The 25,347-nt window shown below is 50.3% G+C and carries 23 protein-coding genes and 1 tRNA gene; 9 read left to right on the top strand and 15 right to left on the bottom strand.

Going from position 1 to position 25,347, the window contains the following annotated elements; all coding sequences use genetic code 11:
- The first annotated feature begins 110 nt into the window (after positions 1-110).
- Positions 111-905: an HAD-IIB family hydrolase gene (locus ACJAYR_RS13945; protein WP_415237172.1), complete on the top strand. Its 795-nt coding sequence runs from the start codon at positions 111-113 to the stop codon at positions 903-905.
- Here the strand turns inward: ACJAYR_RS13945 and ACJAYR_RS13940 are convergent.
- Positions 897-2,264 (bottom strand): sigma-54-dependent transcriptional regulator, encoded by a 1,368-nt coding sequence (locus tag ACJAYR_RS13940; RefSeq protein WP_415237171.1) that lies wholly within the window; start codon positions 2,262-2,264, stop codon positions 897-899. The genes ACJAYR_RS13945 and ACJAYR_RS13940 overlap by 9 nt on opposite strands.
- Positions 2,264-4,660, bottom strand: a complete 2,397-nt coding sequence (locus tag ACJAYR_RS13935; protein ID WP_415237170.1) for an ATP-binding protein — start codon at positions 4,658-4,660, stop codon at positions 2,264-2,266. The genes ACJAYR_RS13940 and ACJAYR_RS13935 overlap by 1 nt, the downstream gene beginning before the upstream one ends.
- Positions 4,661-5,063: 403 nt before the next feature.
- Between ACJAYR_RS13935 and phnD the strand changes: the two genes are divergently transcribed.
- The 4 genes from phnD to phnE (ACJAYR_RS13915) all read left to right on the top strand — a co-directional run bounded on the left by phnD (position 5,064) and on the right by phnE (ACJAYR_RS13915) (position 8,627).
- Positions 5,064-6,023 (top strand): phosphate/phosphite/phosphonate ABC transporter substrate-binding protein, encoded by a 960-nt coding sequence (gene phnD / locus ACJAYR_RS13930; protein WP_415237184.1) that lies wholly within the window; start codon positions 5,064-5,066, stop codon positions 6,021-6,023.
- Between the two features lie 185 nt (positions 6,024-6,208).
- Positions 6,209-7,012: a phosphonate ABC transporter ATP-binding protein gene (gene phnC, locus ACJAYR_RS13925; RefSeq protein WP_169543375.1), complete on the top strand. Its 804-nt coding sequence runs from the start codon at positions 6,209-6,211 to the stop codon at positions 7,010-7,012.
- The gene (gene phnE / locus ACJAYR_RS13920) at positions 7,009-7,803 is read left to right on the top strand and encodes a phosphonate ABC transporter, permease protein PhnE (RefSeq protein ID WP_415237169.1); all 795 of its coding nucleotides are present in this window, start codon (positions 7,009-7,011) and stop codon (positions 7,801-7,803) included. Before phnC ends, phnE (ACJAYR_RS13920) begins: the two co-directional genes overlap by 4 nt.
- On the top strand, positions 7,800-8,627 hold the full coding sequence (phnE, locus tag ACJAYR_RS13915) for a phosphonate ABC transporter, permease protein PhnE (protein ID WP_415237168.1): 828 nt from the start codon (positions 7,800-7,802) through the stop codon (positions 8,625-8,627). The genes phnE (ACJAYR_RS13920) and phnE (ACJAYR_RS13915) overlap by 4 nt, the downstream gene beginning before the upstream one ends.
- 81 nt (positions 8,628-8,708) lie before the next feature.
- Here the strand turns inward: phnE (ACJAYR_RS13915) and ACJAYR_RS13910 are convergent, their stop codons facing one another.
- Positions 8,709-10,124 carry a cryptochrome/photolyase family protein gene (locus ACJAYR_RS13910; RefSeq protein ID WP_415237167.1) on the bottom strand — a complete coding sequence of 472 codons (1,416 nt, stop codon included), beginning with the start codon at positions 10,122-10,124 and terminating at the stop codon, positions 8,709-8,711.
- A 289-nt stretch (positions 10,125-10,413) separates the two neighbouring features.
- Positions 10,414-10,504: transfer RNA gene (locus ACJAYR_RS13905), tRNA-Ser, on the bottom strand.
- Between the two features lie 183 nt (positions 10,505-10,687).
- Between ACJAYR_RS13905 and ACJAYR_RS13900 the strand changes: the two genes are divergently transcribed.
- A complete protein-coding gene (locus ACJAYR_RS13900; protein ID WP_169543384.1) occupies positions 10,688-11,008 on the top strand; it encodes a hypothetical protein in 321 nt (106 codons plus the stop codon).
- A 2-nt stretch (positions 11,009-11,010) separates the two neighbouring features.
- Entirely contained in the window at positions 11,011-11,379 is a 369-nt protein-coding gene (locus ACJAYR_RS13895) for a GFA family protein (RefSeq protein WP_415237166.1), read from the top strand.
- On the opposite strand, the gene lepA is transcribed toward ACJAYR_RS13895, so the two are convergent.
- The 6 genes from lepA to rpmI form a co-directional block, all read right to left on the bottom strand.
- Positions 11,376-13,178, bottom strand: a complete 1,803-nt coding sequence (gene lepA / locus ACJAYR_RS13890; protein ID WP_415237165.1) for a translation elongation factor 4 — start codon at positions 13,176-13,178, stop codon at positions 11,376-11,378. The genes ACJAYR_RS13895 and lepA overlap by 4 nt on opposite strands.
- A gap of 62 nt (positions 13,179-13,240) precedes the next feature.
- Positions 13,241-13,690, bottom strand: a complete 450-nt coding sequence (locus tag ACJAYR_RS13885) for a PaaI family thioesterase (protein ID WP_415237164.1) — start codon at positions 13,688-13,690, stop codon at positions 13,241-13,243.
- A gap of 64 nt (positions 13,691-13,754) precedes the next feature.
- Positions 13,755-16,160, bottom strand: a complete 2,406-nt coding sequence (gene pheT, locus ACJAYR_RS13880) for a phenylalanine--tRNA ligase subunit beta (protein WP_415237163.1) — start codon at positions 16,158-16,160, stop codon at positions 13,755-13,757.
- Positions 16,157-17,233 carry a phenylalanine--tRNA ligase subunit alpha gene (pheS, locus tag ACJAYR_RS13875; RefSeq protein WP_415237162.1) on the bottom strand — a complete coding sequence of 359 codons (1,077 nt, stop codon included), beginning with the start codon at positions 17,231-17,233 and terminating at the stop codon, positions 16,157-16,159. Before pheS ends, pheT begins: the two co-directional genes overlap by 4 nt.
- A 116-nt stretch (positions 17,234-17,349) precedes the next feature.
- Positions 17,350-17,712 carry a 50S ribosomal protein L20 gene (rplT, locus tag ACJAYR_RS13870; protein WP_169543390.1) on the bottom strand — a complete coding sequence of 121 codons (363 nt, stop codon included), beginning with the start codon at positions 17,710-17,712 and terminating at the stop codon, positions 17,350-17,352.
- 12 nt (positions 17,713-17,724) lie between these two features.
- Positions 17,725-17,922 (bottom strand): 50S ribosomal protein L35, encoded by a 198-nt coding sequence (gene rpmI / locus ACJAYR_RS13865; RefSeq protein WP_169543391.1) that lies wholly within the window; start codon positions 17,920-17,922, stop codon positions 17,725-17,727.
- 224 nt (positions 17,923-18,146) lie between these two features.
- On the opposite strand from rpmI, the gene ACJAYR_RS13860 reads away from it, so the two are divergent.
- A complete protein-coding gene (locus ACJAYR_RS13860) occupies positions 18,147-19,151 on the top strand; it encodes a hypothetical protein (protein ID WP_415237161.1) in 1,005 nt (334 codons plus the stop codon).
- 43 nt (positions 19,152-19,194) lie between these two features.
- On the opposite strand, the gene ACJAYR_RS13855 is transcribed toward ACJAYR_RS13860, so the two are convergent.
- The 5 genes from ACJAYR_RS13855 to ACJAYR_RS13835 form a co-directional block, all read right to left on the bottom strand.
- Complete coding sequence (locus tag ACJAYR_RS13855; protein WP_415237160.1) at positions 19,195-20,055, bottom strand: crotonase/enoyl-CoA hydratase family protein; 861 nt, start codon at positions 20,053-20,055, stop codon at positions 19,195-19,197.
- 124 nt (positions 20,056-20,179) lie between these two features.
- Positions 20,180-20,722 carry a translation initiation factor IF-3 gene (infC, locus tag ACJAYR_RS13850; protein ID WP_415237183.1) on the bottom strand — a complete coding sequence of 181 codons (543 nt, stop codon included), beginning with the start codon at positions 20,720-20,722 and terminating at the stop codon, positions 20,180-20,182.
- Positions 20,723-20,843: 121 nt separating this feature from the next.
- Positions 20,844-22,784 (bottom strand): threonine--tRNA ligase, encoded by a 1,941-nt coding sequence (thrS, locus tag ACJAYR_RS13845; protein WP_415237159.1) that lies wholly within the window; start codon positions 22,782-22,784, stop codon positions 20,844-20,846.
- Between the two features lie 149 nt (positions 22,785-22,933).
- Positions 22,934-23,875: a glycosyltransferase family 9 protein gene (locus ACJAYR_RS13840; protein WP_415237158.1), complete on the bottom strand. Its 942-nt coding sequence runs from the start codon at positions 23,873-23,875 to the stop codon at positions 22,934-22,936.
- A 3-nt stretch (positions 23,876-23,878) separates the two neighbouring features.
- The gene (locus ACJAYR_RS13835; protein ID WP_415237157.1) at positions 23,879-25,093 is read right to left on the bottom strand and encodes a glycosyltransferase; all 1,215 of its coding nucleotides are present in this window, start codon (positions 25,091-25,093) and stop codon (positions 23,879-23,881) included.
- Between ACJAYR_RS13835 and ACJAYR_RS13830 the strand changes: the two genes are divergently transcribed.
- Positions 25,085-25,347, top strand: a 263-nt coding sequence (locus ACJAYR_RS13830; RefSeq protein ID WP_415237156.1) for an alpha/beta fold hydrolase, incomplete at its 3' end; no start/stop codon positions are given. The two genes, ACJAYR_RS13835 and ACJAYR_RS13830, sit on opposite strands and share 9 nt — an antisense overlap.

Here is a 25,347-nt window from a genome sequence, read left to right as displayed (position 1 = left end):
GCCTTGCTTCGCAAATCAGAATATGTGTAAAGACTAGCGAACCTTGGCATAAACATTGCGTGATGTTACGCACTCTGTTTTTCACGACACCCAAAAGGCCTGTAATTAAAATGACTGCGTTTCAGAATGTTCGCTTTATTCTTACCGATGTAGACGACACCTTAACCTATGAAAGTTCTCTGCCTGCGGAAACGTTTCAAGCTCTCCATGATTTGAGAGAGGCTGGATATATTGTCGTCCCGGTTACAGGAGGTTGTGCAGGATGGTGTGATCAGATGGCGCGGATCTGGCCGGTGGAAGCGGTCATTGGTGAAAATGGCGCTTTTTATTTACGCAAAGACGAACAGGGCCATGTTCATTATCGCCATTGGGAGGATGCTGCAAAACAGAAGCAACTCCAACAAAAGCTGCTTTCTTTGGCGGCCGACGCCCTGCAACTGGTTCCAAAGGCACGTTTAGCCAAGGATCAGGCGTACCGTCTGGCTGATGCGGCCATCGATTACAATCAGGATGTCTCAGGCATAACGAAAGAAGAAGTCGCAAAAATCGTTTCCGTGTTTGAAACAGCGGGGGCGAATGCACGTCCAAGCTCAATTCACGTAAACGCCTGGTTCGGGTCCTATAACAAGAAGATGATGGCCTTGAAATTGCTGAAGGACTGTTTTGATCTGGACGCGGAAAAAGCCAAAGAACAAGTTCTCTACATTGGTGATGCGCCGAATGATGAGCCAATGTTCGAGTATTTTCCGATCAGTTTCGGTGTTGCCAACATACGCAAGGTCTGGGACAGTTTACATCATCGCCCTCGCTGGGTGACCCAATCCAGTGGTGGATATGGCTTTGCTGAAATGGCCGACGGTTTATTGTCAGGGGATATGACCTCTGCCAAATTCAGCCTAGCTTAACTCCTTTTTATCGATCCCGTATTTGCGCAACCGAAGATAAAGCGTTTTATACGGGATTCCCAAAATGTCTGCTGTGCGTTGCATGGAGCCTTCTGTTTCAGCAAGAGTTTTCATGATAATCGCCTTTTCATAGGCTTCCAGACGCGCTTTCAATTCAGTGTTCTCTTCCTGCGGCAGTCCTTCGTCATGTGGCATGCGAACGGCCGGCAGACCAAGGACATGCCGTTCTGCTGCGCTGATCAGCTCCCGTACATTACCGGGCCACGCATATTCAATAATTTCCAGATCTTTCAAACTACTGATCGCGGGAGGGGTTTTGCCAAGACGCCGCGCAGCCTTTTCAACAAAAAAGCGAAACAGCAGAGGAATGTCTTCTTTACGATCGCGAAGCGGCGGGATGCTGAGTTCTGCGACATGGAGGCGATAATACAAATCAGCCCGAAAGGTTCCTTCCTGAGCCAACTGATAAAGATCAGCTTTAGCCGCAGCAACAACCCTGATATCCAGCGGCACACTTCTGTTCCCGCCAATTGGCTCAACAACCCGGTCTTGTAATACACGCAAAAACCTGACCTGGATATCCATGGGCATGGATTCAACTTCATCCAAAAACAACGTCCCGCCGTTGGCGTGTTCAAGACGGCCGATCCTCCGATTTTGCGCCCCGGTAAACGCCCCCTTCTCATGCCCGAACAACTCGCTCTCAATAATGCTCAACGGCATTGCCCCGCAATTCAGGGCGACAAAATTCCGGTCTTTGCGCGGACCACTGTCATGTAACCGCCGGGCAACGGCTTCTTTCCCTGCCCCTGTTTCCCCGCGGATCAACACATTGGCATCAACCTGAGCCAAGTTTTTAATCGCGTCTTTCAGCGCCACCATCGACGGAGCATTGCCGATCAGCCCCCCATACAAAATGCCATTTTGTTCAATCTCCTGTACTTCCCGATGTAAGGATCGGTTCTCCAGGACCACCTCTCTATGCAGCACGGCTCTTTTAACAGACTCGATCAATCGCGGTGGTTGAAGTGGTTTTTGCAGGAAATCCCAGGCCCCCATCCGCATGGCACCAACAGCCAGTTCAACATCGCCGTGACCCGTCAAAAGAATGACCGGCAATTCAGGATCAAAGTCAACAGCCTGTTGCAAAAGCGCCAATCCGTCCATTTCAGGCATCCGAATGTCGCTGACGATAATTGCCGGGCAGTTTTCCTGTAAATTTGCGAGTGCCTGTGCGGCCCGGGTAAAGGTTTTTACAGGAAATCCAGCAAGTTGCAGGCTTTGTGCACAGCTGCTTAAAATTGCCTGATCATCGTCAACCAGATAAACGCCTACTGGCATTTCGTGTCCTGCGCTCATTACCAAATTTCCTCTGCTTGCAATGGAAGATTTGCAGCCTTTGTATTCTTCGGCAAAACAAGGGTAAAGCACGCGCCGCCTTCGCCACGATTGCTCACAGTCAGACTCCCCCCCAGTGTCCGCACAATATTGTATGAAATTGACAATCCCAGCCCCATTCCCTTCCCAACCTCTTTTGTTGTGTAGAAGGGATCGAACACATTTTTCAGCGTCTCTTCTGGAATTCCGGGACCATTATCATAGACTGAAATGGCAACCTGACCTTCACGATGCTCTTGCAGATCGAGGCTTATATGTTTGTCATTTTGCCGGGATGTTGCATCCAGTGCGTTGGCAATCAGGTTGATAAAAACCTGCTCCAAACGCAGGCCATCCGTGGTCACAAGTATCCCATCAAGAATATCAGAATTGTGAATAGAAGCACCTTCCTGCGCAATCCGAACCTGAAACAAAGAGAGCGCCCGCCCCAAAACATGCCCAAGGTCGGTTGGCGAAAAATTCAGGACCGGTTGTCTGGCCAATGTCTGAAGATGGGATGCAAGTTCAATCATGCGCTCCACCTGTGTTTGAATATTTCGCAACGCTTCTCCCGCGTCTGTATATTCACCTCGTTCCAAAAGCAGATCCACATTATGAAGCCAAGATGCGACCGCCATCAGGGGTTGGTTGAACTCGTGTGAAATACCAGATGCCATTTTACCCAACGCAGCCAGTTTACTGGCCTGTATCAGTTCTTCCTTTGTGCTTCGCAGGGCACTTTCCGTGCGTATCCTTGTCTCATTTTCATGGCGGAGTTCCTCGTTCGCCTGACGTAACTCGGTGGTTCTTTCCGCCACCGTTTGTTCCAGGTTTTCTTGTGCCTGTTTGCGATCTGTAACGTCATAAATCGTGAAAATAAACTTTTGTCCACTGCGCTGCTGGATCCCGCGAACTGCTACATCACTGGGGAAATAGCGTCCATCGCGCCTGCAAGCCTTAAACTCCCGAACCATGGGCGCCGGTGTTGCCTGTCCTTCCCGGTCCAGTTCAGTGCGACTTTCCTCCAGCATCTTCAATATAGCGGCCCCTTCGGATGGGGTCACCAGCGCTGTAATATCAAGGTCCGGGGTTGGTCCCTGCCTCGCATAGGCATATCCAAACAGTGTACGCGCAGTATGGCTGAGAAATTCGATTTTGCCCTCGGCATCCGTCATCACAAGACCTGCAACAGAACTTTCAATAATGGCGCGGGTCTGCTGTTCCTCCACTTCCCGTGCAGTCGTTCTAAAGACTTCCAATGCTTCGGCCATGCGCGAAATTTCATCGGTCCCGCTCGTATCAATCATCGTATCCAGCTCGCCCGCAGCGATACGGTTCATCTTATCCCCCAACTGGGTCAGCCGACGAACAATCGACCGGCGCACAAATATCAAACTGGCGATGAAAGAAAGAACGAAAACAATGCCGACAGACAGGGCCAATTGTGTTGTTCTCAGTGAAATAAGCTTTCTGGCTTCGTTCGAGGACTGCGCAATTGCGTTCTGGGTCGCCTTCATATTCAGCGCCAGGATCAGGCGGATCTGAACAATTTTAACCCGTGTTTTCTCCAGACTTCGATCAATATTAAGCGCCGTTTTCAATTGCTCGCGGCGTAAAAAAAGGAGGTTACCATCCCCTTCGAGATGCTTGATCAGTTGCCGGGCGGGCTCTGTCAGGAAGGGTGTCTGCCTTTCAGAGGCTGAAATATCAGCAAGCAATTCCTGTCCCTTAGCCGCCAGCGCGGCAGAAACAGCGTCCAGTCTTTCCATCGATTTGACGTCCGCCAGATAATACAAATCATCATAAAAATCGCGGGCCAAACGTTCAATTTGTAAGATTTCCAATGGCAGAACCTTAGATTCCTGTGCGCTGACAATCTTGAAAACCGTATCTTGAAACTGACGGTAGCTTTCTTTCAAGCGCTGTAGCGCCTCGTCTTGAGAGGCCTCTAACCGCAATCGGTATTGCGCAGTTCCGTTTAGGAGTGCCAAACTTGTATGCAGGTTTTCAATCAACGCTTCGATACGTTCACGATTTCCCTGTTCCTCATGTTCGATATTCTGCAGCTCGTTGAGTTTACTCAGACGGTCCAGATAATCTGTCATGCGGGCTGAGATCGCCTGCCGTTCGCTTTCTGATTTCGCCTCTGCCAGATCGGGTCCAACATCCAGAAAATCGTCGGCAATACTGAACAGATTAATGGTTTTCGATAACGAGGGAACGCGGACTTCGTTAATTTCATTGATTTGACCGCCCAATTCTTCAAAGGCAAGCCAGGAAAGCAGCATGACGACAAGCATAATCGCGCTGATAGCAGCAAATACAAGATTTACACGAGCCCCAATTCCAGAGAACGAGCGCGGCGAAAGTGTTTTCATCGGTTAATCCGAGCAATCCATCAGCGGGGTCCAGTTCATATCGCCTAAGGGAAAAGAGGCTCAGCAAACAGGAAATTGCCGCCGGCGTCCATCTTCAAATATATTCCATTGTGGCGCAGAATTAGTCAATCTGTCAAAATTGTCAGATCAGTGGGGTGCATATCTGACAATTTTGACTGAATTTGAAAAATTTTCCGACTTAAGGCCGTCAGAAATATCCGTTTTTCAGCGTTTTTAAAAGTTGGCCCGACGTTTGCGTAAATAAAGTGCATCACTCCTGAACCAAAAAACAAAAATCATGAGTTGATGAAACAAAATATTAAAAGCTGATGGGAGGCTTATTAAAATGCGCTCTAAACTATTACTCTGCTCGGCATTGCTGGGTGGCTTCCTGGTTTCAGGTATGACCACTCCTGCACATGCTGATTGTGCTCGTGGCTCACTTGATGAAAAATTTTGCGATGTTGATGGCGATCTGGTTGCAGATCCGCCAATGGACGAGTCAAAATGGAAGGACCCAAGCACTTTGGTGTTCACCTATACACCCGTTGAAGATCCTGCTGTATATCGCGATGCGTTCGCTGATTTTCAGGAATATCTAAGCAAAGCAACAGGTAAAAAAGTTATTTATTACACTGTGCAGTCTAACTCTGCTGAAATTGAAGCCATGCGTTCTGGCCGTTTGCACATTGCCGGCTTTTCAACAGGACCAACAGGCTTTGCTGTAAATCTTGCCGGTGCCGTCCCGATTGCGGTTAAAGGTGGCCCAGATGGTTTCCAGGGTTACAACCTGATCCTGATTACCCGCAAAGACAGCGGTATCAAGTCACTGGCTGACTTGAAAGGTAAGAAAGTTGCGCACACGTCTCCATCGTCAAACTCCGGTAATCTTGCACCACGTGCCTTGTTGCCCGATGAAGGCATTACACCAGACAAAGACTATACAGTTGCCTTCTCAGGCAAGCATGACCAGTCTATCCTGGGTGTTGTCTCTGGTGACTATGATGCGGCCCCTGTGGCCTCTGACGTTTACGAGCGGATGGTTGCCCGTGGTGTTGTCAATGCAGACGACATTGAAATTCTATATCGCAGTCCAAAATTCCCAACTTCGTCATTTGCATATGCACATGATCTGAAGCCGGAACTGGTTCATAAAATTGTGGGTGCATTCCATACCTACCGTTTCCCTGAATCCATGCAAAAAGCCTTTAAAGGTGCTGATCGGTTCTATCCGATTACCTATAAAGCTGACTGGGAAGTGATCCGGACAATTGCCAATGCAACCGGCGCCTCCTACGACCGTAAAGGTTTGAGTGCAATGGCCCAGAAAGAAGCGGCTAAACGCGCGAAGAAAAAACAATAGAAACGAGGAAATTCCTCCTAGATTGTTGAGCTAACCGCTCAACTTTCGAACTGCTGGATTGCCTGGACGCCGAATATCCTTGCAATCCAGCTTTCGTTTTAACAATACGACAACTGCCACCGATTGCTGTGGAAAGTCAAAGAGACGCGCTTTGAAGAACGTCTGATGGATAGGATAGTAAGATTATGGCCGAACCCGCAAGCCACACTCATGAGTCCCCGACGGCGGTGTCCGACCGCCAACTTGTCATCAAAGAACTGACTAAAGAATACAAACCCGGTTCGCCCGTTTTGAAAGGCATCTCCCTCACATTGGATGCGAACGGGATTACGGCCATTATTGGGCCCAGCGGAACTGGTAAAAGTACTTTAATCCGCTGTATCAATCGCCTGATTGACCCATCCTCCGGAGAAATCCTGTTTCAGGGCAAAGATCTTGCCAAATTGCGCGGCTCAAGCCTCAGGCAAGCGCGCTGCAATATCGGAATGGTCTTTCAGGAATATAATCTTGTGGAACGCCTGAGTGTCATGGAAAATGTCCTTAGTGGGCGTTTGGGGTATGTCTCTGCCTGGCGTGCCTGGCTGCGTAAATTTTCTGCGGCCGATGTCCAAACAGCTTTTGATCTTCTCGATCAGGTCGGGATGTCTGATTTTGCCGACCAGCGGGCAGATGCTCTTTCAGGTGGCCAAAGGCAGCGCGTCTCGATTGCCCGCGCCCTGATGCAATCACCTGCGATTATCCTGGCAGATGAGCCAACCTCGTCCCTTGATCCTAAAACATCTGTCGAAATTCTCGAACTTATGACCGAGCAGGCTCGGAACCGCGAGATCCCTGTTATCATTAACATTCATGATGTTTCGCTCGCCAAACGGTTCGCCGATCGAATTGTTGGGATGTCAAATGGCCATGTGGTCTTTGACGGGAAACCCGAAGACCTTCAGGACGAGCATCTAAAAGCCATCTATGGCGGTGAGGATTGGTTGTCATGAGCCAGATATCAACCACTGGAAAACGCAAATATGTGCCAAAGCGGAATTGGCTTGCGACCATAAGCTGGGTCGTTCTTGCACTTTATGTGATGTATGTTTTCAGCCTGTTTGAACTTAGCGGCGAGCGGTTTATTGCAGGACTGGGCAACGGTGCCGATTTTATTGGCCGTATGTTCCCTCCCAATTTTGAACGGTATAACCTTCTGATTGAAGGGCTGTTGGAAAGTTTGCAAATTGGAATTATCGCGACGACTGCGGGTGTCCTGTTTTCCTTGCCGCTTGGTTTTCTGGCGGCCCGCAACCTGATGCCCTCCTGGATTACCTGGATCGCCCGCGGCATTATTGTCGCTTGCCGGTCCTTCCATCCGGTGATTGTCGCAATCCTGTTTGTTAAAGCGGTTGGTTTTGGTGCACTTGCTGGTGTGTTGGCGCTGATTGTTGCTTCAATTGGCTTCATCGCAAAACTGTTTGCCGAAGCCATCGAAGAAATTTCACTGAAACAGATTGAAGCCATCCGGGCGACGGGTGCTTCGTTCCCAAACATCATTTTGTTTGGCGTTCTGCCACAAGTCATGGGCCGTTTTATCGGTTTTGTCTCCTATCAACTGGATTCAAATCTGCGGAACTCGACCATGGTCGGATTGGTGGGTGCAGGCGGCATTGGCGGCACTCTTTTCGCAGCCTTCCAGCGTTTTGATTACGATTTCGTCGCGGCCATTCTTATTTCAATCATCGCCGTTATCATGGCCGGTGAAGGCATCAACAATATTATGAGGAAACTGTATCGATGACAGACACAACGACTGTTTCCCAAAAGGGTAACCCGGAAAAGCGTCAATGGACCCGTTTCACACCCTTCGAACGAACCGCCCGCTTTCTGTTTTATATCCTTGTTGTCTCGGCCATTGTCCTCTCTTTGCGGACAATCGAAATCATCCCGGAATTCCTGTATGATGCGCCGGAACAAATCGCGGATATGTTCAATCGGATGTGGCCCCCAGATCAGAGTTATTATCCGGACACCATCCATGCTGCATTGATGGAAACCCTTCATATCGCGACCCTTGGTACGCTTTTTGCCGTCATCTTTGCCATTCCTGTTGGTGTTATGGTGGCAGAAAATGTCACCCCCATTAAACCGCTGAACTGGCTGGCCCGATTTATTCTCGTATCCTCGCGCAGTATTAACTCATTGGTTTGGGCGTTGTTATTTGTTGCGATTTTCGGCCCCGGCCCGCTTGCCGGTGCATTGGCCATTGCCTTTCGTTCCATTGGCTTTATCGGAAAACTTTTCGGCGAAGCTTTGGAAGAAACCAACAAAGGTCCAATTGAAGCACTTCAGGCAACAGGCGCTTCGAAACTCAGCATCATGTTGATGGGCTACTGGCCACAGGTTCTGCCAACCTTCTGGTCTATTCTGCTGTTCCGCTGGGATATTAATATCCGGGAATCTGCGGTTCTTGGGCTTGTCGGTGCAGGTGGGATCGGCGTTGCTTTAAGCACAGCCCTGGAATTGTTCTATTGGGACAGGGTTGCCATGGTCCTTATCAGCATGCTGGTTGTAGTCGCCGCCGTGGAACTTCTGGTCACCCAAATTCGGAAACGAATTATCTGATCAGGGATCAACACCAATTTGAAAGGGCGGTGTCCTGGCGTCTGCTTGGACCGCCCTTTCTTTATGCCCAGCCAGCCCAGATCATGTCTTTATTGTCTGATAGGCATCCAACGCCCTGTTCCTTGATTTTTTCAGATCAACAATGGGCGCCGGATAGGTTTTTCCAAGAACCACATCTGCGTCCGCCAACGCCTCCTCAGGCGCGTCCCAAGGGCTAAACAGGTATTTATTCTGAAGGTTCGCGAGCTCCGGCACAAAGCGGCGAATGTAATTCCCATTCTCGTCAAATTTCTGGGCCTGCGTGACCGGATTGAAAATCCGAAAATATGGTGCCGCATCCGCACCACAGCCGGCAATCCACTGCCAGCCCGCGCTATTATTTGCCAAATCAGCATCCACGAGGCAATCCCAGAACCAACGCTCGCCTTCCCGCCAATCCACCAAGAGATTCTTCACCAGAAACGATCCGACAACCATTCGAACCCGGTTATGCATATACCCGGTCTGCCACAATTCCCGCAGACCCGCATCCACCAGCGGGATGCCGGTTTGGCCTTTTTTCCAGGCGTCCACCCCCTCCGGGTTCTTGTGCCAGGGAAAGGCATCGAATTTCGATTGAAGGTTTTTGCGCGGCAGTTCCTTGTTATAATAAAGCAGACTATAGGAAAATTCCCGCCACCCCAGTTCACGACAAAAATGATCAACTTGATCGGTTTCTTCCAGCGCCCGCGCAGCATACCAGGCCTGGTTGGGTGACAGCTCGCCGAAATGTAAATGCGGCGAAATTCGCGACACACAAGGCAGCGAAGGGTGATCACGGCCTTTTTTATAATGCATCACACCATTATCCAAAAAATCGGCCAGTCGGGCCTGCGCCGCTTTTTCGCCGATGGACCAGTCAGAAAGCATTGCCTGATCCCATTCAACGTCTGGCAACAGGCAGAGCGCATCAAGGGTGCATCCAGTGTCTTCAGGAACACCATAGTCGGCGTTTTCGGGGGCTTTAAGAGGTCGTCTCGGGGGCTCGGCCGCCAAACAGCCCTTCGTGTAGAAAGGTGTAAAAACCCGATAAGGCGTGCCGTCCTTCTTTGCAATCGTCCAAGGCTCCCACAACAAAGATCCGTTAAAACTGCTCACAGTGATCCCGTCCTGTGTCAGTGCCTCTTTCAGGGCCCCATCTCTGGTTATCTGCCAAGGCTCATAACACCGGTTCCAGAAAACCGCCTCAACGCCGTTCTGTTCACAAAGCGCCGGCACTATCGAGAGGGGATCTCCTTTGTAAAAAGAAAGATGACCACCAAACTGTTCCTTTAGCACGGCCAGCGACCGGTGCAACCAGGCCCGGCTGGCCGCGCCCATTGCGTCCTCTCCGGCATTTTCATCATCCAGAATATACACCGGCAGCACACGCCCTTGCTGAACCGCGTGATGGAGCGCCGGGTTATCAGACAGCCTTAAATCCTGACGGAGCCAATAAATAACGGGAGAAGAAGACATAGAGGCAGAGCTTCCTGTTCAATGGTCTGACGGTTTTAATTACATCCATTCATACGCTGTAAACTGATATTTGGATCAAAACACGATCAGATTAGAGCCTGACCTAAAATAAACGTACAGCCAATCTTTCGAACATCAGGGTCCCTGAGGATGGTCTATTTCAAAGCCAGACGATTGCCGCTTCCATAATACAAACCCCTAATCCTATTCCACAGATCAAAGCGCGCCCTCTTTCCTGCGCCTTGCGCTGATAGTGACAAATTTCAGGGGATGCTAAAGAACAGGGTTCTGGCGGAGGGAGGGGGATTCGAACCCCCGATACGGTGTTGCCGTATACACACTTTCCAGGCGTGCGCCTTCAGCCACTCGGCCACCCCTCCGCAGGGTCCCAAAAAGGTCTGGGACCGGGGGAATATACCCAACAAAACGAAGAAAGCAAGCCCGCATCACAGCTTTTAAGGAAAATCATTGTGTGGCGACGGTGTTTGGCGTTAGTCTGCTGCCTTGAACAGGGGGTTAGGCTGACCTTCAGCCTGTAATCAATAAGTGTATTGGGGTTTATTGTGATAGTTGGACGCGTTATCGCCTGGATCTTGGTGATCATTGGTTTATTGCTTGGCGGAGGAGAATTGGTTTCTTCATTACAAGCTGGCGAATGGGCGCCGCAACTATTAGGTCAGCTTTGGTTTGAATTTGATTCTGAAAGTCTCAATCTGACACAGGCCATTGTTCAGCGATACCTGCATCCGTTCTTATGGGATCCGATCATCATTACCCTGCTTTTATGGCCGGCCTGGATCGTCTTTTTTGTCCCGGGTATCCTCTTATTGATCCTGTTCAGAAAACGGGAAAACCCCTACGCTCCTAAACGATTTCTGGACTAAATATGAGCCTGAGCGGAAGTTGCCATTGCGGCACTGTCAAATTTCATCTTGAAGCTTCGCCAAACTGGCTGACAGCGTGTAATTGTTCAATCTGTCGGCGGCTTGGCGCATTGTGGATCCATTCAGAGTATCAGCAGATTACCCTTGAATGCCAGCCCTCAGACACACTGGGATACAGTTTCGGGCCCAGAAACAGGGCCTTTCATTCCTGTATTTTATGCGGATGCACGACCCACTGGGAAGGCCTGACGGAAGAGACCGAAACCAAGATTGCGGTAAACGGCCTGTTACTTCCAGCCTCAGTGATCGAGCCCTTGAAAATCCGGCGCTTTGACGGCGCGGAAACCTGCCAGTATCTGGATAAGGCCTAATCGTCGCCCATTTTAAGGGCTGCAAGGAAAGCTTCTTGCGGAATGTCGACATTTCCGACTGACCGCATCCGCTTCTTACCTTTTTTCTGTTTTTCCAGAAGTTTCTTCTTACGGGTTATATCGCCCCCGTAACATTTCGCGGTCACATCTTTGCGCATGGCGCTGATAGTTTCACGAGCAATCACCTTACCCCCAATCGCCGCCTGAAGCGCAATCTTGAACAATTGGCGCGGGATCAAGGTTTTAAGACGCTCACACAGATGACGGCCGCGGGCTTCAGACTGGGATCTGTGAACCAGCATGGCCAACGCGTCAACCGGCTCTGCATTCACAAGAATACTAAGCTTCACAAGATCACTTTCTTCATAGGCATACATTTCGTAATCGAAACTTGCATACCCCCGACTGACCGATTTCAAACGGTCATAGAAATCGAAAACCACTTCATTTAGAGGCAATTTGTAAACAACCATGGCCCGATTTCCAGAATAGGTCAGGTCCAACTGAACGCCACGTTTTTCTTCACACAGTTTCAGAACCTGCCCGAGATATTCATCAGGCACCATGATCGTCGCCTTGATCCAAGGCTCCTCGATACGGTCTACCTGCATGATATCCGGCATATCAGCCGGGTTATGCAGGGCCATCATCTCGCCGTTCCGCATATACAGATGATAGACAACCGAGGGAGCCGTGGTAATCAGATCCAGATCAAATTCCCGTTCAAGACGTTCCTGAATGATTTCAAGATGCAGTAATCCCAGAAAACCGCAGCGAAAACCAAACCCAAGAGCCGCAGATGTTTCTGCTTCAAACGAGAAGCTGGCATCGTTCAGGCGCAACTTTCCAAGGCTTGCTTTCAATTCAGTAAATTCAGCCGAGTCAACCGGGAAAAGGCCGCAGAACACAACCGGCTGATTAGGCTTAAATCCGGGAAGCGGCTCACTTGCAGGCTTTTTCTCGTCCGTAATGGTGTCACCGACTTTAGTATCCGCAACTTCCTTGATCGCCGCTGTCATAAAACCAATTTCGCCTGGCCCTAATTCATCGACAACTAGCCCTTTTGGTGTAAATACACCCACCCGATCCACAAGATAAGAGGCACCGGTTTCCATCATCCGGATTTTCTGACCTTTACGAATGGTCCCTTCACGCACCCGAAACAAAACCACGACGCCCAGATAGGCGTCATACCAGCTATCAATCAACAAAGCCTGCAACGGCTTGTTCCGGTCACCCGTCGGCGGTGGCATCTGTTTGACAACAGCTTCCAGAACCTCAGCGATCCCCAATCCTGTTTTTGCGGACACCGCGATGGCCCCGCTTGCATCGATCCCAATCACTTCTTCGATTTGCTCGGAAACACGATTGATATCCGCCGCGGGCAAATCGACCTTGTTCAGAACCGGTACAATTTCATGATTAACTTCAATGGCTTGATAAACATTAGCCAGAGTTTGCGCCTCGACGCCCTGGCTTGCATCAACGACCAGCAAAGACCCTTCACAGGCCGACAAAGAACGGTTCACCTCATAGGCAAAATCCACATGGCCCGGTGTATCAATGAGGTTCAGCGTATAAGTCTCGCCGTCCTCCGCCTTGTAGAGTAGGCGAACGGTCTGGGACTTGATCGTAATTCCGCGCTCTCGCTCGATATCCATGCTATCGAGAACCTGCTGCTGCATTTCCCGTTTGTCTAATCCCCCGCAATCCTGAATAAGGCGGTCAGCGAGCGTCGACTTGCCATGATCAATATGGGCAATGATCGAGAAATTTCTGATTTTGTTAAGATCTGTCATCTTTGTACTTTATCCGAAGCAGGAACAGGGCTGATACGCCTAATCCGGTCCTTATACTACGCCTAGCCGCGCGATGGCAGGACAATATCTTTAAATTGCCCGTTATCGCCCGGAATTTTCATAATTCCTGTGCCACTAAAGACATTTTCGCCGTCCGCGGTCAGAACACAGGTGGCAAAAATCGTTTTTCGCGTCTGTTTAATAACCGTTGTCCGCCCCTCAAGCCAGGCACCGTTAGGGGCTGGAGAAACAAAGTCGCAACTCATATGAACCGTTGGCAGGAACTTACCAATTTTATTCGCCACCTGCGAGCCGATCCCCAATTGCATATCCGCAAATGTCATCAGCATGCCGCCGTGGCAGATATTCGCGATATTGCAATGTTTATCCTGGATGCGCAGACCACAATAGGCCTGACCGTCCGCATATTTCACATAAAGGGGGCCGGTTGTTTCCACAAACCCGACGATCCCACTAAACAGCTCAAACCCTTCGGGAACAGAAGTTTCCATTTATCGTCTCTCCTGACAAAGTTGAAGGGGCGCACTGCGCCCCTTTCCTTGTTTCTTATTTGTCCTAGCGACGGAGAATGCCACCACTAGTTTTTTCAACATTCTGAACGACTTTCTGCGAGACCGCTTCGATCTGTTCGTCGGTCAATGTGCCGTCCATTGGTTCAAGACGAATGGAAAGAGCCACAGACTTCTTACCTTCCGCAACTTTATCACCTTCGTAAATGTCAAAGATCGTCGCGTCGGCAATAAGTTTCTTATCTGCGCCCTTGGCGGCCTTCAAAACTTTATCGGCAGAAACACCCACATCCATCAAGAATGCAAAATCCCGGTCAACCGCTTGATAATCAGACACTTTAAGCGGCTCTTTCGCTGTTTTCGCAACCCCTTTTGGCTTAGGAATAGCATCGAGATACAATTCAAAACCAACCACAGGGCCTTTCACCTTCATGGCTTCCAGCACGGCTGGATGAAGTTCACCAAAAACAGCCAACCGGTTCTTAGGTCCTAATTGGAGAACCCCGGAACGACCAGGGTGATACCATTCAGGCGCCCCCGTCACCACTTGGGCCGTCGCCGCCGGACCACCAACGGCTTCTAACAGAGCAAGAACATCTGCTTTGGCATCGAACACGTCATAATCCCGGCCATTTCCGGCCCAGTGACGATCACTGGTGCCACCAGCCCGAATACCACCGGCTACAGTTTGTTGTCCATCAGGCTTATCCGAATGATATTCGCCAGCAACTTCAAACAAGCTGATATTCGTAAAGCCACGGGACTGGTTCCGTCCTGCCGCAGCTATCAGATTGGGCAGCAAGGACGGCCGCATGGCATCCAGATCAGAACTGATCGGGTTATCGAGTACAATGCTGTCATCAACACCGCCGAACAGGTCCGCATGGGCCCTCGGCAGGAAGGAATAAGTGACCGCTTCGATCATGCCCCGGCTGGCCAGTGCCCGGCGGGCTGTGCGCACACGCCGCTGAGTAAAACTAAGAGACGGAGTAGCAACAGCGGTTGCCCGTGGCAACGGCACCGTTGGAATGGCATCATAGCCATGCATTCGCATGACCTCTTCCACCAGATCCGCTTCACCGTCAATATCCATCCGCCAAGACGGCACATCTGTCTCGATGGTCTCACCGTTATCAACAGGCTTGAAACCCAAACGGTTAAGAATAGTCATCATCTCGTCAGAGGGAACATCCACGCCGCCTAATTGCAGAACCCGTGCTTTGCGAAGGGATACTTTCTTATGCCAGTCTGGCCCCACGCCATCAGAAACAACATGGCTTGGTTCGCCGCCGCATAGATCCATGACCAGACGGGTCGCAATCTCCATGCCGCTTTCGACAAAATCCGGATCGACGCCCCGTTCAAAACGATACCGCGCATCAGATTCGATGCCCAGCTTACGGCCGGTCGTTGCGACACAAATTGGATCAAAAAGCGCGGCTTCAATAAAGACATTGGTTGTCTCTTCTGTGCAGCCGCTTAATTCACCACCCATGATACCGCCAATACCTTGCGGGGCCGCATCATCGGCAATAACGCAATCTTCGCTACCCAATGTGTATTCTTCACCGTCCAGCGCAAGTAGGGTTTCCCCGTCCTTGGCCAACCGAGGTTGAATATTACCGGTCAATTTGTCTGCATCGAAAACGTGAAGCGGGCGGCCCAGATCAAACGTCACAAAGTTTGTGATATCCACCAAGGCGGAAATAGGCCGCAGTCCAATTGACATCAAACGGTCCTGCATCCATTTCGGACTTGGACCGTTCTTAACGCCTTTCACATACCGACCCAGAAATTTTGAGCACGGCAGCGGGCTTTCATCATTGAATTTCAACTCAACCTTGATGGGGCTGTCGAAATGCCCCGGAACCGCTGATACATCCAGATCTTTAAGCGTTCCGAAACCGGACGCTGCCAAATCACGGGCAATACCGTACACACCCAAGGCATCCTGATGGTTTGGTGTGATCGCAATTTCAATCACAGGATCATCAAGACCCGCCAAAACCGCATATTGGGCGCCGATCTCTGTCTCTGCGGGCATTTCAATAATGCCATTATGTTCGTCAGAAACACCCATTTCACGCTCTGATACGAGCATGCCGTTGCTTTCAACACCGCGAATTTTTGACGGCTTCAACAGCAAATCAGTGCCGGGGACATAAACACCGGAAGGCGCGAACACCCCTTTCATTCCTGATTTTGCATTAGGGGCACCACAAACAACCTGGACCACTTCGCTGCCGGTATCCACCTGACAGACCCGCAAGCGATCTGCATCGGGATGCTGTTCAGCCTTGATCACGTGACAGACCCGGAAAGCTTCCAGTTCTTTGGCACGATCTGTAATTTCTTCGACTTCCAACCCGATAGCGGTCAGTTTTTCTGACAACGCCTCGAGCGTAGCATCAAAATCCAGATGTTCTCTTAACCACGAAACAGTGAATTTCATCGGGACAACCCTCCCCCAAGTGTTGGGACATCCAGCGGAACAAATCCGTAATGTTTTAACCAGCGTAAATCTGAATCGAAGAAAGCCCGCAAATCAGGGATGCCATATTTCAGCATGGCGATCCGGTCGATTCCCATGCCCCAGGCAAAGCCCTGATACTCGGTTGAATCCAACCCACAATGTTCCAGAACTTTAGGATTGACCATGCCGCAGCCCAGAATCTCCATCCAGTCATCACCTTCCCCGATCTTGATATGATCACCGGCAAAGGTGCACCGAATGTCCATTTCTGCAGAAGGTTCAGTGAACGGGAAATAAGACGGGCGGAACCGCATTTCCACATCATCGACCTCAAAAAAGGCTCGGCAGAATTCTTTCAAAACACCTTTCAAGTGCCCCATATGGCTTGTTTTATCAATCACCAAGCCTTCGATCTGGTTAAACATTGGCGTATGGGTCTGATCAGAATCACTGCGGTAGGTACGGCCCGGCACTACAATACGATGCGGCGGCTCGACTGTTTCCATTGTTCTGATCTGAACAGAAGACGTGTGGGTCCGCAAAAGCTGACGGCTGCCGTCTTCCTTCTCAGGCAGGTAAAACGTGTCGTGCATCTGGCGGGCAGGATGTTCTGGCGGAATATTCAGGGCGGTGAAGTTATGGAAATCGTCTTCGATGTCCGGGCCTTCCGCAATGGTGAACCCCATATCCGCGAAAATTTCTGTAATTTCATCCGTCACCTGACTGATCGGATGAATGCGGCCCTGTGTTTCATGACGAACAGGCAGTGTCACATCGACACTTTCTGTTGCAAGCCGTGCTTCCATTGCAGCCCTGTTCAAGCCTTCTTTGGCCTGATCAATTGCGTCCAGCAGCGTTTGCTTCATCTTGTTCAGTTTCGGTGCGACAACCTGGCGTTCCTCTGGTGCCATTTGGCCCAGTCCGCGCATCATCAAGCTGACCTCACCCTTTTTTCCAAGGGCTGCAATCCGAATGGCTTCCAGCGCATCCAGATCCTGTGCGGCGCTGATTTTTGTCAGTAACTCGCTTTCAAGCGTTTCAATATCCTGCATAATCACTCGCAATAAAAAAAAAGGGGACCCGAAATAAACCGGGCCCCCTTTTAATAAAGTGGTCGTCGAATAAATTCAGTACGCTAACAGCGCTTGAATTCGAGGGCCCGACAAAATCAGGCTTTGGCAGATGCCTTTTCAGCAGCTTCAACCAATGCCTTGAAGGCCTCAGGCTCGCGGACGGCAATATCAGCCAGAACCTTACGGTCCAGGTCGATGCCAGCCAGCTTGAGGCCGTGCATAAAGTTGCCGTAAGTCATTCCAAGCTCACGAGACGCTGCGTTGATACGCTGAATCCAAAGGGCCCGGAAGTTACGCTTCTTAACGCGACGGTCGCGGTAAGCGTACTGGCCGGCTTTTTCAACAGCCTGAACGGCAATGCGGAAAGTGTTTTTACGGCGACCGTAATAACCTTTTGCTGCCTTAATAACTTTTCTGTGGCGGGCGTGAGTAGTCACACCGCGTTTAACACGTGCCATGGTCTACTCTCCTTAGCCGTAAGGTAAAAACTTTTTGACGATCCGTGCATCCTGATCAGAGAGAACTGTTGTTCCCCGCAGGTTACGGATCTGTTTGTTGGTGCGCTTGATCATACCGTGCTGTTTACCAGCCTGGTTGGCGCGGACCTTGCCTTTGGCCGTCAGAGAGAAGCGTTTTTTGACACCGCTCTTGGTTTTCAATTTGGGCATTTTGGCTTCCTTTAAATTACCGTTGAAGCGAATGAGCAAACTCGGCAGCCCTTCTTGGCCGGAATGCTCGACGAAGCGAGGGTTATAACCGCGGCCCGATCAGAATACAAGCCCTGATTTACACGGCAACGATCGTCACAATAATTTCGCAGAAAACAAGGTATAGCCGTCCTTAAATTATGAATATATCCTTCAAACAGGCAACATATGCGTGGAGACAGACAATGAAAGCCGGTCGTTTAAACACTCTGTTGGTAAAAACCATCCTTTTATCAAGTATGATTCTTATGCCCTTCACTCAGGCAACCGCAGATTCGGATGCTTCTTTTCAATTCTATGCGGTATCCGATTTCCCCTATTCTGCAGATCAGGAAACCCTGCTGACCGACGAAATAACGCCTGCGATACGTCGCGCTAAGAGCCCTTTTGTAATTCATCTGGGCGACTTGAAATCTGGAGGAGCTTCATGCAATACGGAGTTACTGCAAAAACGCGCGGCACAAATCCATAAACTTCATGATACCGCCGTTTTCTACACCCCCGGCGATAACGAGTGGACGGATTGCGACCGCGATAAGCTGACCAACCCGGCATCAGAACTTGAAAAGCTGGAAGAAATCCGAACCCTGTTTTTTCATAACAGGCCATCTTACCCAAACCACCTTTCGGTAATACAGCAGCCCCTCTATCCCGAAAATAAAATCTGGCATTACAACAGAACGGCATTTGCGACCCTGCATATGGTTGGCACGAATAACGGCCGCGCCCAGATCCTTCTGGACAATATGGACTTCGCCTTAAGTCAGGTCAAAGCCAGAGATGCGGCCAACCGGCTTTGGTTAGAAACAGTGTTTGCACAAGCAAATTCGCAGAACGCCGATGCCATCGTCATTGCCTTTCAAGCCGATATCAGCAAGGTGCGCCATTCCGGAAAATGCACGGACGAAGAGCCCATTGCCTGTGATGGCCACGCCGGTTTTAAAGAACAAGTCAGATCTCTTGCTGCCGACTATGCCAAACCCGTTCTTCTGCTGCACGGGGATACATCCGACTATTGCATGGACAAAGAGTTTGGCGGCAATCGGGCCCCCAACCTATGGCGCTTCAACAGTGCAGGGGATTTTAAGGTACTGGATGGTGTTAAAATTACGGTCCAGCCAGACAACCCGGCTGAACCTTTCACCATGACAACAATCTTGGCGGACCTTCGGCCAGAGGATGGCTGTTAGCCTCCAGCAATGTTGACAAGGGCGGCAGACAAGGGGCCGGCCTTTACGACCAGTCCGGCTCCTGATCCCAATCGAACCCTGCCGGCGCACCATCGGAAACCTTATCCGTAAATTCCGGTGAGCGCTTTTCAAGAAAAGACTGAACCCCCTCTTTTCCATCCCGCATGCTGGAATGCAGCATGGTTCGACTTTCAATTTTGTGGGCCTCCATTGGATGCTCTGCGCCCATCATCCGCCAAAGAAGCTGACGGTTGGCAGCGACAGACATTGCACTGGTGCCTTCGGTGAAACTTCTGGCGATCTCCTGCGCCCGATCGAGCAGGGCATCGGGAGCCAGAATTTCACTGATCAAACCACTTGCCAAGGCTTCCTCTGCGCCAAACACCTTCCCTGTGTAAGACCATTCCAACGCCTTTGGAAGACCAACCAGGCGCGGCAAGAACCAACTTGCGCAACTTTCCAATGTCACGCCCCTCTGGGAAAAAACAAACCCAAACTTCGCTTTCTCGCTGGCAATACGAACATCCATCGGAAGCTGCATGGTCGACCCCACACCAACAGAGGCGCCATTGATTGCGCCGATCAACGGCTTTTTCATTCGAAACATGCGCAGGGTAAGAATACCGCCGACATCCCTGTTTTTCACCATCTCCGCAGAATTTGGATCAACGCTTTCATCCAGCCCAAAAACATTCCCGTCACTTGATAAATCCATGCCCGCGCAAAAGGCCCGCCCATTGCCTGTAAAAATAATCGCACGAACAGCATCATTTGCATCCGCCTGATCCAGCATTTCAATGAGGGCTTCGCCCATCTCAATTGTAAAGGCGTTCATCTGATCAGGGCGGTTCAGCCGAACGGTTAGAATTCCGCTTTCAAGACTTGATTGAAGTGTGTCTGTCATTTTCGTTTCTTTCTTTTGAGCCCGTTTGTGTGCACATACCAAAAGGGCTGATTTTCACAAGACAAAGAAAAAGCCCTCTGAAAAAACAGAGAGCTTTTTAATTCGGATCAATAAGGAGCGAGCCTTATTTCGCCTGCACTGGCGCGATGACCATTGTCATCTGGCGGCCTTCCATTTTCGGATGCTGCTCCACCTTTGCAAGTTCTTCAGTTTCAGCTTTCACCTTATTCAGCAGGTTCATACCCAGTTCCTGATGGGTCATTTCACGCCCACGGAACCGCATGGTCAGCTTCACCTTGTCACCAGCAGTCAGGAATTTATTCACGGCGCGCATTTTGACTTCATAGTCATGCTGGTCAATGCCAGGGCGCATCTTGATTTCCTTGATCTCTACTGTTTTTTGTTTTTTGCGGGCTTTCGCTGCCTTTTTCTGCGCCTCGAACTTGGCACGGCCATGGTCCATAATTTTGCACACGGGGATCTGTCCCGGAGACACTTCCACGACATCCAGACCAACTTCGTCCGCAAGACCGGTCGCAGCAGTTAATTTCACCAATCCAATATTCACACCGTCTTCCGTGATCAGGCGAACTTCAGGATTATCGATATCTTCATTCGTACGGGGGCCGTCCTTGACCGGTACCGTATTTCTTTGTGGACGAGCTATTTACTTTCTCCTTAGCAGTTCAAATAAGGTAGGAGCTTGTGTAACACATTTAGCTCCCACCGCTATTTTACAGTTTTACCGGAAGAGTTCCAATATTTTCGTAACTTCCTGACAACGGACGTTAAGAAACTCTGGAACCCGGCACTTTTGCTTCTTCAGCCAAGGCGTCCAGCGCTTCTTCCAGACCCATGACTTTCTGATGTTTTTCCCCAAGTCGGCGAACAGAAATTGTGTTTTCTTCTGCCTCACGTTTACCTGCAACCAGCAAAGCAGGAACCTTGGCCAGACTGTGTTCGCGAACCTTATAGTTGATCTTTTCATTCCGCAGATCAAGAATCGCCCGCAAACCCCGTTTTTCAGCGGCGGCAATAACAGCGCGCGCATAATCATCGGCTTCATCCGTAATGGTGGCAACGGCAACCTGAACCGGTGACAGCCATAATGGGAAACGGCCTGCATATTCCTCAATCAGGATACCGATAAACCGCTCCATTGAGCCAAAAATCGCCCGGTGCAACATGACAGGACGGTGTTTTGCACCATCTTCACCAATATAATTGGCGTTCAGGCGCTCCGGCAAAACAAAGTCCACCTGCAAAGTACCGCACTGCCAGTCCCGACCGATCGCATCCGTCAGCACAAATTCAAGCTTTGGACCATAAAAGGCGCCTTCACCGGGATTAAGACTGTAAGATAAACCTGTTGCTTCGACAGCATCCTTCAAGGACCCTTCGGCCTTATCCCAGATACTATCATCCCCCGCCCGTGTTTCCGGACGATCAGAGAATTTGACCTTTACTTCTGTAAAGCCAAAGTCTTTGTAGATATCAAGCAACAACTCGCAGAAAATCTCAGTTTCAGAGGTAATCTGGTCTTCCGTGCAGAAGATATGCGCATCATCCTGTGTGAACCCGCGCACCCTCATGATCCCATGAAGGGCACCAGAAGGCTCATACCGATGGCATGATCCAAATTCGGCCATACGAAGCGGAAGCTCCCGATAGCTTGTAATGCCCTGATTGAAAATCTGAACATGACAGGGACAATTCATCGGTTTCAACGCAAAGGTGCGTTCTTCTGATTCCGTTGTGTACATATTCTCGCGAAATTTATCCCAATGACCGGAATCTTCCCACAACTTGCGATCAACCAGCTGAGGTGTCTTGACCTCTTCATAGCCAGCAATTTCAAGCTTGTTACGAATATAGCTTTCCAGTGTCCGGTATAATGTCCAGCCCTTGTTGTGCCAAAAGACCATACCGACGGCTTCTTCCTGCATGTGGAAGAGATCCATTTCCTTGCCAAGCTTTCGGTGATCGCGGCGCTCCGCTTCTTCCAGCCGGTGCAAATAGGCCTTTAGTTCTTTTTCGGTCCGCCACGCAGTGCCATAGATCCGCTGCAGCATTTCATTTTTTGAATCGCCGCGCCAATATGCACCCGCAAGCTTCATCAGCTTAAACGCGTGGCCCAGTTTTTTCGTGTTGGGTAAATGCGGTCCCCGGCAAAGATCCTGAAAATTTCCCTGCCGATAAATACCGATCGGTTGATCTGCCGGAATAGAGGCAATGATTTCCGCTTTATATTTTTCGCCCTGATCTTCAAAGAATTTGACCGCTTCGTCCCGATCCCACTCTTCACGGTCAATGGATTCATCTCGGTCCACGATATCATGCATCCGTTTCTCGATCTTATCCAGATCTTCCGGTGTAAACGGTTTTTCACGCGCGAAATCATAATAGAACCCGTCATCAATCGCAGGCCCGATTGTTACTTGGGTTTCCGGGTATAATTCTTTAACAGCTTCCGCCAGTACGTGAGCGGCATCATGGCGGATCAATTCCAGAACGTCATCGCTCTCTTCTTTTGACGTCACAATTTCGACGGTCGTGTCTGTATCAAGGGTCGTTTTGAGATCTTTCATCTCACCCTCAATTCGCAAAGCCAATGCTGCTTTCGCAAGACCAGGTCCAATATCTGCTGCTAATGCTTCGCCAGAGATCGGGCCTTCAAAGACACGCACACTTCCATCAGGAAGAGTGATGTTTACATTTCCGTTTTCCAAAATTTACCGCCAATATGTTGGGTTCCGAACAATACCCTGAACTGAACCATGAGTTTCGAGAAACGTGACTGTAGAAATCTACTACCGTATGTCAAGGGATTGCAGGCTCTGCTGAAATTTTTTGTGCTTAAAATCCAGTAGAATGTCTTTTAGGCCTCACCCTTTTCAATTTTAAGGCTTTCAAGCACGGTTTCAAGCGCTAGATTCTCAAGATTGTCCTCCTGCAAGACAGTAACGGCCCGGCCGCGCGGTCGGGCGCGCACCGGATTGGACGCATTTGAAAAAAGAACCGTGACAAAACAGCCTACAGCCGCGATCAAATGCAGCGGCCCTGTATCATTACCAACCGCTAACGCCGCCCGCGTTCCAAGAGTGGCCAGATCCTCAAGGTGTGTGCGGCTGGATAAATCAACGGCCTCCGGGCAGTGTACCTGAATATGGGCGATCGCCTCTGCCTCAGCCGTCCCGCCGATCAAAACCGGCGTCATTCCCTTTTCTGTCAGTGCAACAGCAAGGGCCGCATATCGATCCGCAGGCCAACGTTTCTCTGGTCGGTGCGCCGATCCCCCCGGAACCAAAAGTGCAAAATTCTCTGGCAGGTCAAAGCCGGTCAGATCGGAATTTGCCCAAGAGAAATCAGGCGCAGGCAAATGCTCAATACCGGCCTGCCTCAATTGTTCTTTTTGTCGTTCAATCGTATGAATGACCTTGCGCTGCGGATTACTATCGAAATGAGAACATCCTTTTGCGATACCGGACCATTCTGGCCTGCTGCCTGCGGGGAAAAGCTTAAAATACGAGCTGGAACGTGAAGATGTCTGCAAATCGTATACGCGGGCAAAATGCCCTTGCCGCAGATTTTTCCGTAAAGCCGTCAGCCTTCCCAACTGCCATAATTTTGGTTTTTCATCGACCCAGATCTCGTCAAACAGGCCCGACTTTTCCAGGAACGGTTTGAACATGGCGGTTGTCAGCAACGTGATTTTTGCATCCGGGTGATGGGCCCGAATAGCCTGAAACGGCGATTGCGCCAGAACCACATCCCCAAGTGCCCCATGCTTGATAACAAGAATATTTTCTCGCGCCGCCATCTGCTACTCTCCGGTCAACAGATCTTGATAAACAGCAAGCGTCGATTGGCACATTTTTTCGATTGTAAAATTCTCGACCACATGTTGACGTGTCCGGGCGGCAACAATCTCCCGCTCTGACGATGTCATACCCAATGCCAGATCCAGCGCCTCGGCCAGTGCGGTTTCATCTGTAACAGGTACCAGCCAACCGGTCTCACCGTCCAGAACAGTCTCAAGCGAGCCACCATGTGCCGTTGCAATCACCGGACGGCCCATCGCCTGGGCTTCTACGGAAACGCGGCCAAACCCTTCGGGTACTTGTGTTGCAGACACGACCACATCGGCAAGCATCAGAGCTGCCGGCATGTCACTACAGTAATCCTTGATTTGAACCTTGCCTTCCAGATGCAGACTTTTGACAAGTTCATTTAATTCAGTGCGATAAGCTTCTCGCCCTTCCCCTGCCCCAACAAACAGGGCCAGAACATTCTTGTTCTGCATCGCCGCCAGCGCCCTGATCAGCATTACATGCCCTTTGAGACGCGTCAGCCTTCCGGGTAACATCACCACAGAAACACCGTCGGGCAAGCGCCAGTCTGACGCCATTTTAATGATCCGTTCTGCACTGACAGCCGCAGGATTAAACTTTCTGCTGTCAACACCCCGCGGAATAGTAACAATCCGATCCGCATCGATGGTGTAATTTTCAGCAATATGCCGCGCGATAAAGTCGGAAATAGCGATCACCTTTTCGCCCCGGGCCATCACGCTATTATACGTATTCTTGAAAAATCCCCCACGGGTATAGGCGGCGTGAAAAGTGGTCACAAAATGAACACCGGCTTTGCGAGCAGCGGCCATGGCACTCCAGGCTGGGGCTCGACTGCGGGCATGCACGATGTTCACGTCATACTCTTCTATGACCTTCATCAGACGCTTGACATTCCGCCGCATAACAAGCGGGTTTTTCGATGCAACGGGCAACGTGATGTGCGGAACGCCCAGCTTTTCAAGCTCGTATACCATGGTCCCCCCGGCCGAGACCACAACACTCTTCCAACCAGCAGCCTTCATTGCAGACGCCATCTCAACGGTTCCGCGTTCAACGCCACCGCCGTTTAAGTTTGGTAAAACTTGCAAAACTGTTCCAGGAGAGCGTTCCCTGTCCTGATCAGGAATGGTAGAGTGTGTCACAACATTCTTCTTAAACGGCAAACTGATAATTCCATGACCCATCCAAATACGCCAGATATGCTCCAGCGTCCAGACGGACAATCCATAGCCTACCATCACACACCAGGTGACGCACCTGGCGTTCTTTTTTGCTCCGGCTTTATGTCCGATATGGATGGCACGAAAGCAACAGCACTTGAACAGGCGATGAAAGACCTTGGCCGAAGCTATACACGTTTCGACTATCTAGGGCACGGACAATCGACAGGGCTTTTCACGGATGGGACAATCAGTCGCTGGACAGATGATGCCTTGGC

The organism is Sneathiella sp. (genome assembly GCF_047631475.1).
GTDB lineage: Bacteria > Pseudomonadota > Alphaproteobacteria > Sneathiellales > Sneathiellaceae > Sneathiella.
Note: the sequence above shows the minus strand (reverse complement) of the source record. Positions and strands in the feature narration are given on the sequence as shown.